The following is a 15,340-nucleotide window of genomic DNA, read 5'->3' on the forward strand; positions in this document are numbered from 1 at the left end:
CCGTATATTGACTGGACCGTCAGCACAGACAGCGTCAATACAACAACACGAAGACGCGCCACCGGCGCGTCACAGGAGCACAGCGATGAATCGGATCGATCTGGAGGGGCGCGTCGTCGCCATTACCGGCGGCGCGCGCGGCATCGGCTACGCCGTGGCGCAGCGGGCGTTGAACTCGGGCGCGTCGGTGGCGTTATGGGACGTCGACACGGAGCGGCTGGCACGCAGCCAGCGCGAATTGAGCGAACTCGGCAAAGTCACCGCCGTGACAGTCGACCTCACGCAGGAAGCCGCTGTCGCTGACACGGTGGCCCAAACCGTCGCCGCGCATGGTGCGATCGACGTGCTGATCAACTGCGCCGGCATCACCGGCGGCAACGGCACGACGTGGGAGCTCGATCCCGAGGTCTGGCGTCGCGTGATCGACGTGAATCTGATCGGCCCGTATCTGACCTGCCGCGCGGTCGTGCCGCAAATGCTGAAGCAGGGCTATGGACGCATCGTCAATATCGCGTCGGTGGCCGGCAAGGAAGGCAATCCGAACGCCTCGCATTACAGCGCTTCCAAGGCAGGGCTGATCGGCTTGACCAAATCGCTCGGCAAGGAACTCGCTACCAAAAACATCCTCGTCAACGCGGTCACGCCCGCCGCCGCCAAAACCGAAATCTTCGATTCGATGTCGCAAGAGCACATCGACTACATGCTCGCGAAGATCCCGATGAACCGTTTCCTCCTGCCGGAAGAAGCCGCCTCGCTGATTCTCTGGCTGTCGTCCGAGGATTGTGCATTCAGCACCGGCTCGGTATTCGATCTGTCCGGCGGTCGCGCGACTTACTGAGTCCGAGCCGCCGTCGCACCGATAGGCATCACCCCAAGGCGTCATCGCAACGCAGGGGTGACGAACTGTACGCAAGACAAAAGACGCAGCGCCCAAAACGCCATGCCGCGACCCGCGAGCTGGCTGAAGGAGACGACATGAATCCGCAAGCGCCGGTTTCGGTGGAGGCGATCAACAGCAAGGTCATGCGCCGGCTATTGCCGTTTCTGCTGCTGATGTACGTGCTGGCGTTTCTCGATCGCGCCAATATCGGTTTCGCGCAAAAGGCGTTGCAGCACGATACCGGGTTGTCGAACGCGGCGTTCGCGTTCGGCGCGGGCGTGTTCTTTATCGGCTATGCGCTATTCGAAGTGCCGAGCAATCTGCTGATGCATCGGGTCGGCGCACGTGCCTGGATGTGCCGGATCATGGTGACATGGGGACTCGTGTCGGCGGCGATGTGCCTCGCGCATACCGCTACCGCATTCTACGTATTGCGCTTTCTGCTCGGCGTCGCCGAGGCCGGCTTCTTTCCCGGCGTGATCTACTACCTGACGAACTGGTTTCCACAAGCCGCGCGTGCACGCGCCATCGGCGTGTTTTATTTCGGCGCGCCGCTGGCCTTCATTGTCGGCAGTCCTTTGTCGGGCTCGCTGCTCGAATTGCATGGGGCGTTGGGGTTCGCCGGATGGCAGTGGCTCTTTCTCGTGGAAGGAACCCTTGCTTCCATCGTGGGTGTCTGGGCCTTCTGGTATCTCGACAATCGTCCCGAGGACGCGCAGTGGCTCAGCCCGCAAGAACGAACCGGTCTGCGTGCCGTGCTCGACGACGATGCGCGTGCCGCTGCCGCGCACGGGCCGCATCGCATTCTCGCCGCTCTGGTAGACCGTCGCGTATTGCTGCTATCGGCGATCTATCTGCTGATCCAGATGAGCGTCTACGGTGTGATTTTCTATCTGCCGCAACAGGTCGCGGCCTTGCTCGGCACGACGGTTGGATTGCGCGTGGGTCTGGTCGCCGCCTTGCCCTGGCTGTGCGCACTGGCCGTCACGTGGTATGTGCCGCGTCGCGCTGACCGAACGGGCGGACATCGACGCTGGGCGGTGGCGCTACTGGTGATCGCCGGGCTCGGCATCGGCGTGTCGGGGCTCGTGCATGCACCCGTCGTCGGCCTGCTGGCGCTGTGTTGCGCGGCGAGCGGCTTCATTGCTGCACAGCCGCTGTTCTGGACTTTCCCCACCCGTCTTTTGACGGGCGCGGCTGCCGCTGGCGGCATCGCGCTCATCAATTCACTCGGCGGGCTGGGCGGCTTCATTGCGCCGAGCTTGCGCACGGCGGCCGAGCACGCGTTTTCGTCGACATCGGCTGGGCTGGTGGTGCTGGGCTTCTCGAGCCTGCTGGCCGCGCTGATGATCGGCACGCTCCTGCGCCGCGACGGCGCGCAAGCGGATGGTTCTTTCCAAACCTTTCTGCACCGCGCCCGTTAGGCGCGTTGCCGGCTACACGTTCGACGCATTCATCACGGAGCCCCTCTCATGGCCATGCCTACTATCCGGCACGTGCGTGCCTTCACCGTCCGCGGCGGCGGTGCGGATTATCACGACCAACCCGGTGGACACTGGATCGACGATCACATCTCCACGCCGATGGCGCGCTATCCCGAGTATCGCGAGAGCCGCCAGTCGTTCGGCATCAACGTGCTCGGCACGCTGGTGGTGGAGATCGAGGCGAGCGACGGCACCGTCGGCTTTGCCGTTACGACGGGTGGCGAAATCGGTGCATTCATCGTCGAGAAACATCTCGCGCGTTTTCTCGAAGGACAACTGGTGACCGACATCGAGAAGATGTGGGATCAGATGTACTACTCGACGCTCTACTACGGTCGCAAAGGGGTGGTGCTGAACACGATCTCGGGCGTCGATCTGGCTTTGTGGGATCTGCTCGCGAAGGTGCGCAAGGAGCCGGTGTACCAGTTATTGGGCGGCCCCGTGCGCGACGAACTCGTGTTTTACGCGACCGGTGCGCGACCCGATCTCGCCAAGGAGATGGGTTTCATCGGCGGCAAATTGCCTTTGCAGCATGGTCCGGCGGAAGGCGAAGCGGGTCTCAGGAAGAACCTGGACAAACTCGCGGAAATGCGCAACCGCGTCGGCGATGACTTCTGGCTGATGTACGACTGCTGGATGAGTCTCGACGTGCCGTATGCCACGCGACTCGCGCAGGCTGCGCACGAATACGGCCTGAAATGGCTCGAAGAGTGTCTGCCGCCCGACGACTACTGGGGTTACGCCGAACTGCGCCGCAACGTGCCGCGCGGCATGATGGTGACCACGGGCGAACACGAGGCGACACGCTGGGGCTTTCGCATGCTGCTGGAGATGCAATGCTGCGATCTGATTCAGCCGGATGTCGGCTGGTGCGGCGGCATCACCGAATTGATCAAGATCTCCGCACTTGCCGATGCCCACAATGTGATGGTGGTGCCGCATGGCTCGTCGGTGTACAGCTATCACTTCGTGGTCACGCGTCACAACTCGCCGTTCGCCGAGTTTCTGATGATGGCGCCCAAAGCCGACGAAGTCGTGCCGATGTTCACGCCGCTGCTGCTCGACGAGCCGGTGCCCGTGAACGGCCGCATGAAGGTGCCGGACACGCCGGGCTTCGGCGTGCGGCTCAATCCGGAATGCGCGCTGGTGCGGCCGTATCCGCGTTGAACTTGCATCGCCACTAACGGGCGATGTACGCGATACTCGATCGCGTGAACGATGACCAAAGGAGATTGACGTGCTGCTCAAGGACAAGGTCGTGATCGTCACCGGGGGCTCACGCGGCATTGGCCGCGCGATAGCCGTTGCGTGTGCGGGCGAAGGCGCGGACGTCGCGATCAACTACTGGGGCGATAACGACGCATCGTATGGACGGCGTTCCGCCGTCGCGGAAGTCGTGAGCGAAATCGAAGCGCTGGGGCGCCGCGTGATCGCGATCGAAGGCAATGTCGCCGCGCGCGAAACGGGACAGCAGTTGGTGCGCCAGACGGTCGAAGCCTTCGGCAAAGTCGACGTGCTCGCCAGCAACGCCGGCATCTGTCCGTTCCATGCGTTTCTCGACATGCCGCCTGAGGTGTTGGAGTCGACCGTCGCGGTCAATCTGAACGGCGCGTTCTATGTCACGCAAGCGGCCGCGCAACAGATGAAAGCGCAGGGTACGGGCGGCGCGATCGTGGCGACGAGCTCGATCAGCGCGTTGGTGGGCGGCGGCATGCAGACGCATTACACGCCGACCAAAGCGGGCGTGCACTCGCTGATGCAATCGTGTGCAGTCGCATTGGGACCGTACGGCATTCGCTGCAATTCGGTGATGCCGGGCACCATCGCGACCGATCTCAACGCCGAAGACCTCGCCGACGAAGCGAAGAAAGCCTACTTCGAAAAGCGTATTCCGCTGGGCCGATTGGGCCGTCCCGAAGATGTCGCCGATTGCGTCGTGTTCCTCGCCTCGGATCGTGCGCGCTACGTGACCGGCGCGGCGTTGCTGGTGGACGGCGGCCTGTTCGTCAACCTGCAATAACGCGCGATGCCGATATCAATGCACCGGAACCGAGGCGCGCAACGTGTCCGGCTCGGTCACGACCGTTTCGTCGCGAGTGAGCTTGCGGGAAAAACCGCGCAACAGATCGATGAAACGCAGGGCGGGTTCCGCGAGGGTTTCTTCCTTGCGCGTGAGGATACCGAAGCCGGCCAGGCTCTTGCCGATTTCGAGCGGCAACGCGACCAGCAACTTGCCGCGCACATGATCGCGCACCACCGACTCCGGCAGCATCGCCACCGCATCGTAGTTTTCGAGCAGTTGCAGCGTGGCGAAGATCGACGCGCATTCGGTCAGATTCACCGGCGTGGCGAGTCCCGCGCGCGCCAGTTCTTCTTCGAACAGCACGCGCGCCGGACTGGTGACGGGTTGCGCGACCCACGGCCAGTCGATCAGTTCGCGCAGCGTGATGCGCGTGCGCTGGGCGAGCGGATGCACCGAACGCACCACCAGCAGCAAAGTCTCGCGGGCGAGCGGCTCGAAACTGAAGTCGTTATGCTGCAGCGGACTGGTAAGACGCCCGAGTGCCAGGTCGACTTCGCGGCGATGCAGCAATTGCACCACCTGGTCGCTGGTTTCGCCGAGTATGCGTACGTTGAGCAGCGGGCTTTCGGTTTTGAGCGCGGCGACCGACATGGCCAGCAGATCCGGCGCGGCGCCCATGATCGCGCCCACGGTCAGTTGCCCATGGCCGCCACGGCGTTTGACGTCGAGGTCGTCGGCGAAACGGGTCAACTCGGCGAGTGCGCGCCGGGCGTAAGCGAGGGTGACGACGCCGAGCGGAGTGGGCGTCATGCCGCGCGCGTTGCGCTCGAACAGCAGAAAGCCAAATGCTTCTTCGATGTCGCCGAGCATGCGGCTCGCGCTCGGCTGGGCCACGTTGATGGCCTCGGCGGCCTGATGGAGATTGCGGGCGTCGTCGAGCGCGACGAGCAGTGCGAGGTGTTTGAACTTGAGCCGGTTGACGAGTGCGACGGCGGCTGAGTGTTGGCTCATGGTTCCCGGTGCGATTCGGTTTGTGGATCGCCCAATCCCGTAATCGGATTGAGATGCTATCGACGCAGGAATTATAGTCGTTCCAGACGCTTCACCACGAAAGCGCCCGGAAAACGATGGGAGACAAGCCGCAATGGAAACAATCGCTTTCCGGATGGTGCTCAACCCCGGCATGCGCGAGGAATACGAGCGACGTCACGCGCAGATCTGGCCCGAACTGGTTGATGCATTGCACAACGCGGGCGTGCGCGACTATCGGATTTTCTTCGATCCGGACTCGCAGCATCTCTTTGCGATCCTCACGCGGACCAGTCAGCACACCATGGACCAACTGCCGCAACTCGACGTGATGCGCAAATGGTGGGACTACATGGCCGACATCATGCAGACCGCTCCCGATCACACGCCGCTCCAGCAAGCGCTGGAACCGGTGTTTCATCTGAACTCGCTGAGCTGATCGCTTTTCACGTTATCTGACTCGAAGCCGGAGGGTGTCGCATGCAGGTTGTCGATTCACATATCCATCTGTGGGATCTGAAAACGCATCGTTATCCGTGGCTTGAAAACCCGGGGGTGTCGTTCGTGGGTGACGCACGCGATCTGAAGCACGATTATCTGCTGGACGATCTGCTGCGCGAAGCCGGCGATATCGAGGTGCTCAAACTGGTGCACGTCGAGGCGAATTACGATCCGGCCGATCCGGTGGGCGAGACGCGCTGGCTGCAAGCCGTCGCCGATCGCAAGGCGTCGCGCGGCATGCCGAACGCGATTGTCGCGGGCGTGGATCTGTCCGCGTCGAATGCGCCCGCTGTGCTGGAAGCGCACGCGGCATTCGCCAACACGCGCGGCATCCGCCAGATTCTGAATGTGCACGAGGACAAACTGTTCGATTACGTCGGCCGTCATTTCATGCGCGAGCCGCAATGGCGAGAACATTTCGCCTTGCTGCGCCGTTACGACATGTCGTTCGATTTGCAGCTCTACCCGTCGCAGATGGAAGAGGCGGCGGCGCTCGCCCGCGCGCATAGCGAGACGCTGCTGATCGTCAATCATGCGGGCATGTTCGTCGACCGCAGCAGCGTGGCCGGTTATCGCGCCTGGCGTGAAGGCATGCGCCTGCTTGCGGGCTGCCGCAATGTCGTCGTCAAGATCAGCGGACTCGCGATGTTCGATCACCGATGGACGGTGGAAAGCCTGCGGCCTTACGTGCTCGAAACGATCGATACGTTCGGTGTCGAACGCGCGATGTTCGCTTCGAACTTTCCGGTCGACCGGCAGTTCGGCTCTTACACGAACTTATGGCATGCGTATGCGGCGATTGTCGACGGGGCCAGCGTCGACGAGAAAGCGGCGCTGTTTCGCGGCAACGCGGAACGCTATTACCGTATCTGACGGATTCTGATTCGGATAAGCAGGAAAAGAAGGAGACACGCAAGTGCAACAACCCACATCCGCTGTGCCGAGGCTCGAACTGCGGCACGCGAGCAAATCGTTCGGCCGGGTCCGTGCGCTGTCCGACGGCGATCTCGCGCTATGGCCCGGCGAAGTGCATGCCTTGCTTGGCGAAAACGGCGCAGGCAAATCCACGCTCGTAAAAATTCTCGCGGGTGTGCATCAGCCGGATAGCGGCGAGTTGCTGGTGGACGGTACGGCGCGCCGCTTCGCCACACCGGCTGAAGCGCGTGACGGCGGACTCGCGGTGATCTATCAGGAACCGACGCTGTTCTTCGATCTGTCGATCGCGGAAAACATCTTCATGGGGCGGCAACCGGTGGACCGGATCGGCCGCATTCAGTACGACGCGATGCGGCGCGAAGTGGACGGCCTGCTGGCCTCGCTCGGTGTCGATCTGCGCGCGGATCAACTGGTGCGCGGTTTGTCGATTGCCGATCAGCAGGTGATCGAAATTGCCAAGGCGCTCTCGCTGAACGCGAACGTGCTCATCATGGACGAACCGACGGCGGCTTTGTCGTTGCCGGAAGTGGAGCGGCTCTTTGCCATCGTGCGCAAGCTGCGTGAACGCGACGTCGCGATTCTGTTCATCACCCACCGGCTCGACGAAGTATTCGCCCTGACACAACGCGTCACGATCATGCGCGACGGCGCCAAAGTGTTCGACGGCATGACCGCCGATCTCACCACCGAGTCGATCGTCGCGAAGATGGTCGGGCGGGATCTGGAAACGTTCTATCCGAAGGCCGATCGGCCGCCGGGCGAAGTGCGCCTCTCGGTGCGCGGACTCACGCGCGTGGGCGTATTCAAGGATATTTCCTTCGACGTGCGCGCCGGCGAGATCGTCGCGCTGGCGGGCCTCGTGGGTGCGGGGCGCAGCGAAGTGGCGCGGGCCATTTTCGGCATCGATCCGCTCGACTCCGGCGAAATCTGGATCGCGGGCGAGCGTCTTGCCGCAGGCCGTCCCGCCGCCGCGGTGCACGCCGGCCTCGCGCTGGTGCCGGAAGATCGACGTCAGCAAGGACTCGCGCTGGAGTTGAGCATCGCGCGCAACGCGTCGATGACGGTGCTCGGACGGCTCGTCAAACATGGCTTGATCTCCACGCGCAGCGAGACGCAACTCGCCAATCAATGGGGCACGCGTCTGCGTCTCAAGGCCGGTGACCCGAACGCGCCGGTGGGCACCTTGTCGGGCGGCAACCAGCAGAAAGTGGTGCTCGGCAAGTGGCTTGCCACCAACCCGAAAGTGCTGATCATCGACGAACCCACGCGCGGTATCGACGTCGGCGCCAAGGCCGAGGTGTATAGCGCGCTCGCCGAACTGGTGCGCGACGGCATGGCCGTGCTGATGATTTCGAGCGAATTGCCGGAAGTGCTGGGCATGGCCGATCGCGTGCTGGTGATGCACGAGGGACGTATCAGCGCCGATATCGCGCGCGCCGAGGCCGACGAAGAGCGCATCATGGGCGCCGCGCTCGGTCAGCCGATTGCTCCTTTGGGACACGCAGCATGATGCGCCATTCTTCGACCCATCCCGCGCCGGTGCAGCCGCCGCTCGCGCAGCGCGCGAATAGCTCGCCCGGCGGCTTCGTCGCCGGCCTGGCGAAGAGCCGCGAGACCACGCTGTTCGTCGTGCTGATTCTGCTGATCGTGGGTACGGGCCTAGCCAGGCCTCAGTTCCTGAATCTGCAGAATCTGCGTGATGTGTTGCTCAACGTGTCGATCATCAGTCTGCTCACGGCGGGCATGACCGTCGTGATCCTGATGCGGCATATCGATCTCTCGGTGGGATCGACGGTCGGCATCAGCGCGTACGCGGTGGGTAGCCTGTATGTCGCGTTCCCGCATATGCCGGTGCTGGTCGCGCTGGCGGCGGGGCTCGTCATCGGGCTCGTGGCGGGCAGCATCAATGCGCTGCTGGTAGCGGTGGGGCGCGTGCCCTCGCTGGTGGCGACGCTCTCTACGCTGTACATCTTTCGCGGCGCCGACTATGCGTGGGTGCATGGCGGGCAGATCAACGCCACCAGCCTGCCGGACGCGTATTCGCATCTGGCCACCGGCACCTTGCTCGGCATCCCGACGCTCGCGCTGATCGCGGTCGTCGTGCTGATCGGCATCGGCGTGTATCTGAAGCAGTTTCGCGGTGGCCGCGAGCATTACGCGATTGGCTCGAATCCCGAGGCGGCGCGTCTCGCGGGCGTGAATGTCGAACGCCGCGTGATGGCCGGTTTTCTGCTCTCCGGCGCGATTGCCGGTTTCGCAGGCGCATTGTGGCTGGCGCGCTTCGGCACCGTCGACGCCAGCACCGCGAAGGGCATCGAATTGCAGGTGGTCGCCGCCGCGGTGGTCGGCAGTGTCGCGATCACAGGCGGCGTGGGCACGATACTCGGCGCGACCCTCGGCGCGCTCGTGCTCGGCGTCATCAGCATCGCGCTGGTGGTGTTGCACCTGTCGCCGTTCTGGGAGCAGGCCATCGAAGGGGCGCTGATCGTCGCCGCGATCACCGCCGATACCTTGCTCGCCCGCTCCGTCGCCAAACGCATGATGAGGAAACGCGATCATGGCTAAACCCGATTCCGCGCTGCTCACGCGCAAACGCGAAACACCGTTGCAATGGGAAGTGTTGCTGGTGATCGTTCTGATTCTGTCGCTCGTGCTCGGACGCGTGTTGTCGCCGGTGTTTCTAACCGGCGCGAACCTGAGCAACGTATTGGCCGATCTGACCGAGATCGCCTTGATGGCCTTGCCGATGACGCTGATCATCGTCGCCGCCGAAATCGATCTGTCGGTGGCCTCGGTGTTGGGCGCGTCCAGCGCGTTGATGGGCGTGCTATGGCATATGGGCTTGCCGATGCCGCTCGTCATCGTGCTGGTGGTGATTGCCGGTGGGTTAGCCGGGCTGCTGAACGGTCTCGTGATCGTGAAGCTCAATCTGCCGTCACTCGCAGTCACGATCGGTACGCTCGCACTGTTTCGCGGTCTGGCGTATGTGCTGCTCGGCGATCAGGCCGTAGCGGATTTCCCGCCGGCTTATACGGCGTTCGGCATGGACACGGTCGGCTCGAGTTTCATTCCGCTGCCGTTCGCCATCGTGATCGTCGGCGCGGTGGTGTTCACCGTGTTGTTGCAGTCCACCGCGTTTGGCCGCAGTCTCTACGCGATCGGCGCGAATCCGACCGCAGCGGCGTTTTCCGGCATCGAGGTCGCGAAGCTGCGGCTACGTCTCTTCGTCATGTCCGGCGCGATGAGCGCGCTGGCGGGTGTGGTCTACACGCTGCGCTTCACCAGCGCGCGGGGCGACAACGGCGAAGGCTTCGAGTTGTCGGTGATCGCCGCAGTGCTGTTCGGCGGCGTGAGTATTTTCGGTGGACGCGGCTCGATGATCGGCGTGCTGTTGTCGCTGCTGATCATCGGCGTGCTGAAAAATGCACTGACGCTCGACGACGTCTCCAGCGAAACGCTCACCATCGTCACCGGCATGCTGTTGCTCGCCTCGGTGCTGATCCCGAATCTGGTGGCCCGCTGGCGGGCGGCGCGCGACCGCCGCTTTATCGCAAAGTCCGCTTCGTCTTCCCTATAACGTGTTTATCTCTGTGTGCATCTGCGTCTGTGTCTGTGAAACGAAAGTCGAATAACCGATAACCCGGACAACACCACGTCCAACAACAAGGCAGGAGACACTTTCATGTTCAAACCTCTACGTCACACCGGCACGGCTGCGCTGTGCGTCGCGTTGATCGCGATCAGTTGCGCGGCCTCCGCCGCAGGGCTGAAAAGCGGCCTGAAAATCGCGTTCGTGCCGAAGCAGATCAACAACCCTTATGAAGTGATCGCCGACAACGGCGGCATGACCGCGATCAAGGAATTCGGCGGCGTCGGCAAGGCGGTCGGGCCGTCGGATGCGGGCGCGTCGTCGCAGGTCCAATACATCAATACCTTGATCACGCAACGGCAGGACGCGATCGTGATCGCCGCGAACGATGCCAATGCGGTGGTGCCGTATCTGAAGAAAGCGATGTCGCAAGGCATCAAGGTCGTGACCTTCGACTCGGACACGGCGCCCGACGGCCGGCAACTGTTCGTCAATCAGGCGAACGCGGAAGGCATCGGCCGTGGCCAGGTGCAACTGGTGGCGAAGCTGATGGGCGGCGAGGGCGAGTTCGCGGTGCTGTCGGCCACGCCCAACGCGACCAATCAGAACACATGGATCAAGTGGATGCAGGAGGAGCTGAAAAAGCCCGAGTATTCGAAGATCAAGCTCGTGAAGATCGCCTATGGTAACGACGACGATCAGAAGTCCTTTACCGAAACGCAAGGCTTGTTGCAGGCGTATCCGAACCTGAAGGCGATCGTTTCGCCGACCACGGTCGGCATTGCGGCGGCCGCGCGTTATATCTCGACTTCGTCGAGCAAGGGCAAGGTTGCGGTGACCGGTCTGGGCACGCCGAACCAGATGCGCGCGTTCGTGAAGAATGGCACCGTCAAGGCATTCCAGTTGTGGGACCCGGGTCAACTTGGCTACCTCGCGGCGTATGCGGCGGCAGCGCTGGCGTCGGGCACGATCACGGGTAAGGAAGGCGAGTCGTTCGACGCCGGCAAGCTCGGCAAGCGCACGATCGGGCCGCAAGGCGAAATCATTCTTGGACCGCCGACCACGTTCGACGCGAGCAACATCGACAACTTCAACTTCTAATCCATGCTGAAGCAGCGGCGCGCGCGCGCGATGAAGTGCGCGCCGCTTCTGCTGCCGGACATCGACGGCGCGAGTCCGATCTAGCGGCGAATCCGGAAGCGCTGCGCATACCCTGCGGATGGCGTGCCGCTGCCCCACAGCTCGCCGTCGATTAGAACCTGTTCCACCTCTGCTTCCGGCACGGCCACGTTCACGCCGGCTGCCGCCTCGCGATACAACTGCGTCTGATTGATCCGGGCCGCGATCTGAGCATAGTCGCCACGCGGGTCGATCATGCCCCAGCGCTCGAACTGCGTGAGAAACCACGCGCCTTCGAACGCGCGCGGGTAGTTGACCGTACCGTTCTCGAAGAATCGCACGGGCAAGCCGTGTGTCGCGTCCGTTTCGATCCTGTTGCCCAGCCGCGCTGCGATAAACGCTTCATCGATATTGATGAAGTCAGGGCGCGCCAGCCAACGGGCGATTTCCTCGCGGTGTCCCGCGCCGTCCAGCCAGCGACATGCTTCGAGCATGGTTTGCACCAAAGCGCGCGCGGTGTTCGGATGCGCCGTCACGAAGTCTTGCCGGCATGCCAGCACTTTCTCGGGATGGTCCGGCCATACGTCGCTCGTCAAGGCCACGGTCTTGCCGACGCCTTGCGCTTCGGCCATCGCGTTCCAGGGTTCGCCCACGCAGAGGCCGTCGAGCTTGTCGTCGGCGAGCGCCGCGACCATTTGCGGCGGCGGAATCACCACGCTCTCGATATCGCGCAACGGATCGACGCCTTGCGACGCGAGCCAGTAATACAGCCACATCGCGTGCGTGCCGGTCGGGAAGGTCTGCGCGAACACCGGCTTGCGACCGAGCGTGGCGAGTGCCTTGGGCAGTGTGCCGTGTTCGGCGAGCGCATCGGCGAGCCGGTTCGACAGCGTGATGGCCTGGCCGTTGCGGTTGAGCACCATCAGCACGGCCATGTCGGTTTGCGGACCGCCCAGGCCAAGCTGTACGCCATAGACGAGCCCGTAGAGCGCGTGCGCCGCGTCGAGATCGCCCGACAGCAGTTTGTCACGCACCGCGGCCCATGAGGGCTGGCGCGACAGTTCGAGCGTCAGACCGTGGGCATGGCCGAATTCGAGCAGCTTCGCGGCGACTAGCGGCGCGGCATCGGAGAGCGCCACGAAGCCGAGCCGCAAGTGGGTCTTTTCGAGCGGTGCCGCGGGAGACGATCCGGCGCTTGAAGTGGAAGAGTTCATGGACGGCGCTTCATTTGAGCGAGTCGGCCGACGCCACGACGGCGCGCGCGACTTCGGCGAGTTTCACGCCCTGGTTCATCGCGCGTTTGCGCAGGCTGGCATAGGCGGCGGGTTCGGTGATTTTCTGCTGATCCATCAGCAGACGCTTGGCGCGATCGATCAGTTTGCGCTCGGCCAGTTCGTTCTCGACCTGAGCGAGGCGTTCGCGCAACTGCGACTCCTGCGCAAAGCGCGCCAGCGCGACTTCGAGGATCGGTGCGAGCCGCCCAGTGGCGAGACCTTCGACGAGATACGCGGTAACGCCCGCGCCGACCGCGTCGCGGATCAACTGCTGGTTGGCGTCGTGGCTGAACATCAGGACCGGGCGCGGCGCAGTGGCGTTCATCACGGCGAGTTGCTCGAGCGTATCGCGCGAGGGCGACTCCGTATCGATGATGATGACGTCCGGCCGCTCGCTTTCGACCACGCGATGCAATGCTTGCGGCGTCGCCGTGCTGGCCAGCATCTCATAGCCGAGGCGGGCGAGGGCGTCGCGCAGATCGCCTATGGGTTTATCGGTGTCGGTGACGAGGAGAACGCGCAGCATGGGGAGTGGGGTGGACGGCTATCGGCAGATATAAAGCAATGGCTATGCCAGACGATGCAACGCGCCGGAGATTCGGGTGGTCATGGACTTCCTGGCAGCCGCCTCGTTTGCGATTGCACCCGCTCGGGGCGCGCGGCAGTCATGCACCGAAGCGGCGCATCGCGCCATTCGCTCAGCGCGCGCCGGACTTCGGCGATGACGGGCGCCCAGTCGCCCAGTTCGCGTTGGCGAAACAGTCGCATGGACGGATACCACGGGCTGTCGGTGCGTTCGGTCATCCAGCGCCAGTCGGTGTAGGCGGGCACGAGCGTCCACACGGGCAGGCCGGCGGCGCCCGCAAGATGCGCCACCGACGAATCCACGGTGATCAGCAGATCGAGCGATGTCAGGATGGCGAGGGTGTCGGAGAAATCGCGAATGAAGGGCCCCAGCGTATGGATATCGAACCGCAGTTCCGACGTTTCGCTTTCGCGTTCGCGCGGTCCTTTCTGAAGCGGATACCAGCTGATTCCCGGCAGTGAGAAGAGACAGGTCAGCCGGTCCAGGCCGATCGAGCGGAAGCCGTCCAGACCGAGCTCCGGACTGCCCGCCCAGACGATGCCGACGCGCCGCTTGCGCAATCCCCCGCGCCTGCTCGACATGGCGTCGATCAGCGTGCGCCAGCGCCGCACCTCGGGCAGCGCGGCGGTGAGGTAGGGCATGGCGATCGGCAGCATGGACGGTTCGAGCCGCATAGACCGCGGGATCGAAAACATATGGGCCCAATAGGTGTACGGACCGTCCGGCATGTCGACGTACACGGCGCTTATGCTTGTCATGCTGGCCGCCAGCACGGCGATGGGTCGATCGACCAGCACATCGACGATCGCGCCTTGACCGTGAAGCCACTCTGCAAAGCGCAGAAACTGTATCTGATCGCCGAGCCCCTGTTCGCCGACCAGCAGGAAACGACATCCCGCAACCGGCTCGCCGTGCCATGCGGGAAAGCCCGGCCAGAACATGAGCGCTCGATGCTCTTCGTGTTCGTAGAACGATTGCTGCAGTTTCCAGCCTTCTTCAAATTCGCCGAGGCAGAGGAGGATGCCCGCAAGGTGATATTGCATTCTCGGATCGTGAGGCAGGGCTCGCGCGGCCTTCTCGCTGTAGGGACGACTTTCCGCGACGCGGCCCAGACGCCTTAGCGACCATGCCGCGTGGTGGCATAGCAGAACGTCGTCGGGGTCGACTGCCAGTCCGCGTCGTGCCGCTTCGAGCGCTGGCTGATAACGTTGGCTGGTATTCAATACGTACGCCATCGCTTTGAATGCAAGCGGGTTGTCGGCGAAGCGGGTTTCGATTTCGTGGAGGGTTGCCTCGAGTGAGGTGCTGCGCCCGGTCCTGAGGATCGCAACGATCCGATCCAGGTCTTCCTGAGACGCTGCCGGCTGGCGTGTCCATGCATGCAGCCAATGTTTCAGCGCAGCGTCTATGTCGCCTTGTTCTGTGTTCAGCAGCGCGAGTATTCGATACGCGTGATGCAGGTTGGGGTCGAGCGAAAGTGCGCATTCATAGTGCGCGATGGCGTCGACGGGACGCCCGCGTTGCCGCAGACAATCAGCCAGATTGCGATGCAGACTCGCGGTGCCGCCCACCAGGTCGAGTGCTTTCAGATAGCAGCTTTCGGCCACTTCGTAGTGACCGCTGAGCGCGGCCATCAGGCCCGCGTGTTCCCACAGATCGGCGCGCCCGGGTGAGACGCGCAGCGCCCGTTGCAAATAGGCAAGCGCCTGATCGAAAGCGTCCAGATGAACGCTGACCAGCCCCATGCGATGCAGTGCGTGCACGTCCTGCGGACGCCTCGCGAGCGCCGCTTGATAATGACGCGCGGCCTCGTGCATCCGCCTGGCGGCAAAGTACCCGTCCGCGCGCACGATGGCGTCGTCCGCCGTGGCGTCGTCGTGCTTTGTCGTCGACATCGTGAGACCTCCGGACTCGCAAGA

General features: G+C 63.4%; 14 protein-coding genes. 10 read left to right on the top strand and 4 right to left on the bottom strand.

The features are described from left to right. The first annotated feature begins 85 nt into the window (after positions 1–85). From FQ705_RS13425 to FQ705_RS13440, 4 genes are all read left to right on the top strand, one after another. The gene (locus FQ705_RS13425) at positions 86–838 is read left to right on the top strand and encodes an SDR family NAD(P)-dependent oxidoreductase (protein WP_144141553.1); all 753 of its coding nucleotides are present in this window, start codon (positions 86–88) and stop codon (positions 836–838) included. 137 nt (positions 839–975) lie between these two features. Beyond that, positions 976–2,304, top strand: coding sequence for an MFS transporter (locus FQ705_RS13430; RefSeq protein ID WP_144141555.1), 1,329 nt, complete (start codon positions 976–978; stop codon positions 2,302–2,304). A gap of 48 nt (positions 2,305–2,352) precedes the next feature. Beyond that, positions 2,353–3,531, top strand: a complete 1,179-nt coding sequence (gene rhmD, locus FQ705_RS13435) for an L-rhamnonate dehydratase (RefSeq protein ID WP_144141558.1) — start codon at positions 2,353–2,355, stop codon at positions 3,529–3,531. A 70-nt stretch (positions 3,532–3,601) separates the two neighbouring features. Next, complete coding sequence (locus FQ705_RS13440; protein WP_144141561.1) at positions 3,602–4,384, top strand: SDR family NAD(P)-dependent oxidoreductase; 783 nt, start codon at positions 3,602–3,604, stop codon at positions 4,382–4,384. Positions 4,385–4,399: 15 nt separating this feature from the next. On the opposite strand, the gene FQ705_RS13445 is transcribed toward FQ705_RS13440, so the two are convergent. Then, complete coding sequence (locus tag FQ705_RS13445; protein ID WP_144141564.1) at positions 4,400–5,398, bottom strand: LysR family transcriptional regulator; 999 nt, start codon at positions 5,396–5,398, stop codon at positions 4,400–4,402. A gap of 133 nt (positions 5,399–5,531) precedes the next feature. Between FQ705_RS13445 and rhaM the strand changes: the two genes are divergently transcribed. The 6 genes from rhaM (at position 5,532) to rhaS (ending at position 11,543) form a co-directional block, all read left to right on the top strand. After that, positions 5,532–5,855: an L-rhamnose mutarotase gene (gene rhaM, locus FQ705_RS13450; RefSeq protein WP_144141567.1), complete on the top strand. Its 324-nt coding sequence runs from the start codon at positions 5,532–5,534 to the stop codon at positions 5,853–5,855. Between the two features lie 41 nt (positions 5,856–5,896). Beyond that, positions 5,897–6,790 carry an amidohydrolase family protein gene (locus tag FQ705_RS13455; protein WP_144141569.1) on the top strand — a complete coding sequence of 298 codons (894 nt, stop codon included), beginning with the start codon at positions 5,897–5,899 and terminating at the stop codon, positions 6,788–6,790. A 43-nt stretch (positions 6,791–6,833) separates the two neighbouring features. Then, positions 6,834–8,363: a sugar ABC transporter ATP-binding protein gene (locus tag FQ705_RS13460; RefSeq protein WP_144141572.1), complete on the top strand. Its 1,530-nt coding sequence runs from the start codon at positions 6,834–6,836 to the stop codon at positions 8,361–8,363. Next, on the top strand, positions 8,360–9,418 hold the full coding sequence (locus FQ705_RS13465) for an ABC transporter permease (protein ID WP_144141575.1): 1,059 nt from the start codon (positions 8,360–8,362) through the stop codon (positions 9,416–9,418). The genes FQ705_RS13460 and FQ705_RS13465 overlap by 4 nt, the downstream gene beginning before the upstream one ends. After that, positions 9,411–10,430, top strand: coding sequence for an ABC transporter permease (locus FQ705_RS13470; protein WP_144141578.1), 1,020 nt, complete (start codon positions 9,411–9,413; stop codon positions 10,428–10,430). The genes FQ705_RS13465 and FQ705_RS13470 overlap by 8 nt, the downstream gene beginning before the upstream one ends. Positions 10,431–10,535: 105 nt before the next feature. Then, a complete protein-coding gene (gene rhaS, locus FQ705_RS13475; protein WP_144141581.1) occupies positions 10,536–11,543 on the top strand; it encodes a rhamnose ABC transporter substrate-binding protein in 1,008 nt (335 codons plus the stop codon). Positions 11,544–11,623: 80 nt separating this feature from the next. Here the strand turns inward: rhaS and FQ705_RS13480 are convergent, their stop codons facing one another. The 3 genes from FQ705_RS13480 to FQ705_RS13490 all read right to left on the bottom strand — a co-directional run bounded on the left by FQ705_RS13480 (position 11,624) and on the right by FQ705_RS13490 (position 15,316). Next, positions 11,624–12,775: a CmpA/NrtA family ABC transporter substrate-binding protein gene (locus FQ705_RS13480; protein WP_144141584.1), complete on the bottom strand. Its 1,152-nt coding sequence runs from the start codon at positions 12,773–12,775 to the stop codon at positions 11,624–11,626. 10 nt (positions 12,776–12,785) lie between these two features. Then, positions 12,786–13,361 carry an ANTAR domain-containing response regulator gene (locus tag FQ705_RS13485; protein WP_144141586.1) on the bottom strand — a complete coding sequence of 192 codons (576 nt, stop codon included), beginning with the start codon at positions 13,359–13,361 and terminating at the stop codon, positions 12,786–12,788. 80 nt (positions 13,362–13,441) lie between these two features. Then, on the bottom strand, positions 13,442–15,316 hold the full coding sequence (locus FQ705_RS13490) for a tetratricopeptide repeat protein (protein WP_144141589.1): 1,875 nt from the start codon (positions 15,314–15,316) through the stop codon (positions 13,442–13,444). Positions 15,317–15,340 lie beyond the last annotated feature (24 nt).

This window comes from Paraburkholderia sp. BCC1884 (assembly GCF_900996225.1).
Lineage (GTDB): Bacteria > Pseudomonadota > Gammaproteobacteria > Burkholderiales > Burkholderiaceae > Paraburkholderia.

Coding starts and splice junctions, on each gene's coding strand:
- rhaM (WP_144141567.1), top strand. CDS start 5,532: ATGGAAACAATCGCTTTCCGGATGGTGCTCAACCCCGGCATGCGCGAG.
- rhmD (WP_144141558.1), top strand. CDS start 2,353: ATGGCCATGCCTACTATCCGGCACGTGCGTGCCTTCACCGTCCGCGGC.
- FQ705_RS13455 (WP_144141569.1), top strand. CDS start 5,897: ATGCAGGTTGTCGATTCACATATCCATCTGTGGGATCTGAAAACGCAT.
- FQ705_RS13485 (WP_144141586.1), bottom strand. CDS start 13,361: ATGCTGCGCGTTCTCCTCGTCACCGACACCGATAAACCCATAGGCGAT.
- FQ705_RS13445 (WP_144141564.1), bottom strand. CDS start 5,398: ATGAGCCAACACTCAGCCGCCGTCGCACTCGTCAACCGGCTCAAGTTC.
- FQ705_RS13470 (WP_144141578.1), top strand. CDS start 9,411: ATGGCTAAACCCGATTCCGCGCTGCTCACGCGCAAACGCGAAACACCG.
- FQ705_RS13430 (WP_144141555.1), top strand. CDS start 976: ATGAATCCGCAAGCGCCGGTTTCGGTGGAGGCGATCAACAGCAAGGTC.
- FQ705_RS13425 (WP_144141553.1), top strand. CDS start 86: ATGAATCGGATCGATCTGGAGGGGCGCGTCGTCGCCATTACCGGCGGC.
- rhaS (WP_144141581.1), top strand. CDS start 10,536: ATGTTCAAACCTCTACGTCACACCGGCACGGCTGCGCTGTGCGTCGCG.
- FQ705_RS13465 (WP_144141575.1), top strand. CDS start 8,360: ATGATGCGCCATTCTTCGACCCATCCCGCGCCGGTGCAGCCGCCGCTC.
- FQ705_RS13480 (WP_144141584.1), bottom strand. CDS start 12,775: ATGAACTCTTCCACTTCAAGCGCCGGATCGTCTCCCGCGGCACCGCTC.
- FQ705_RS13490 (WP_144141589.1), bottom strand. CDS start 15,316: ATGTCGACGACAAAGCACGACGACGCCACGGCGGACGACGCCATCGTG.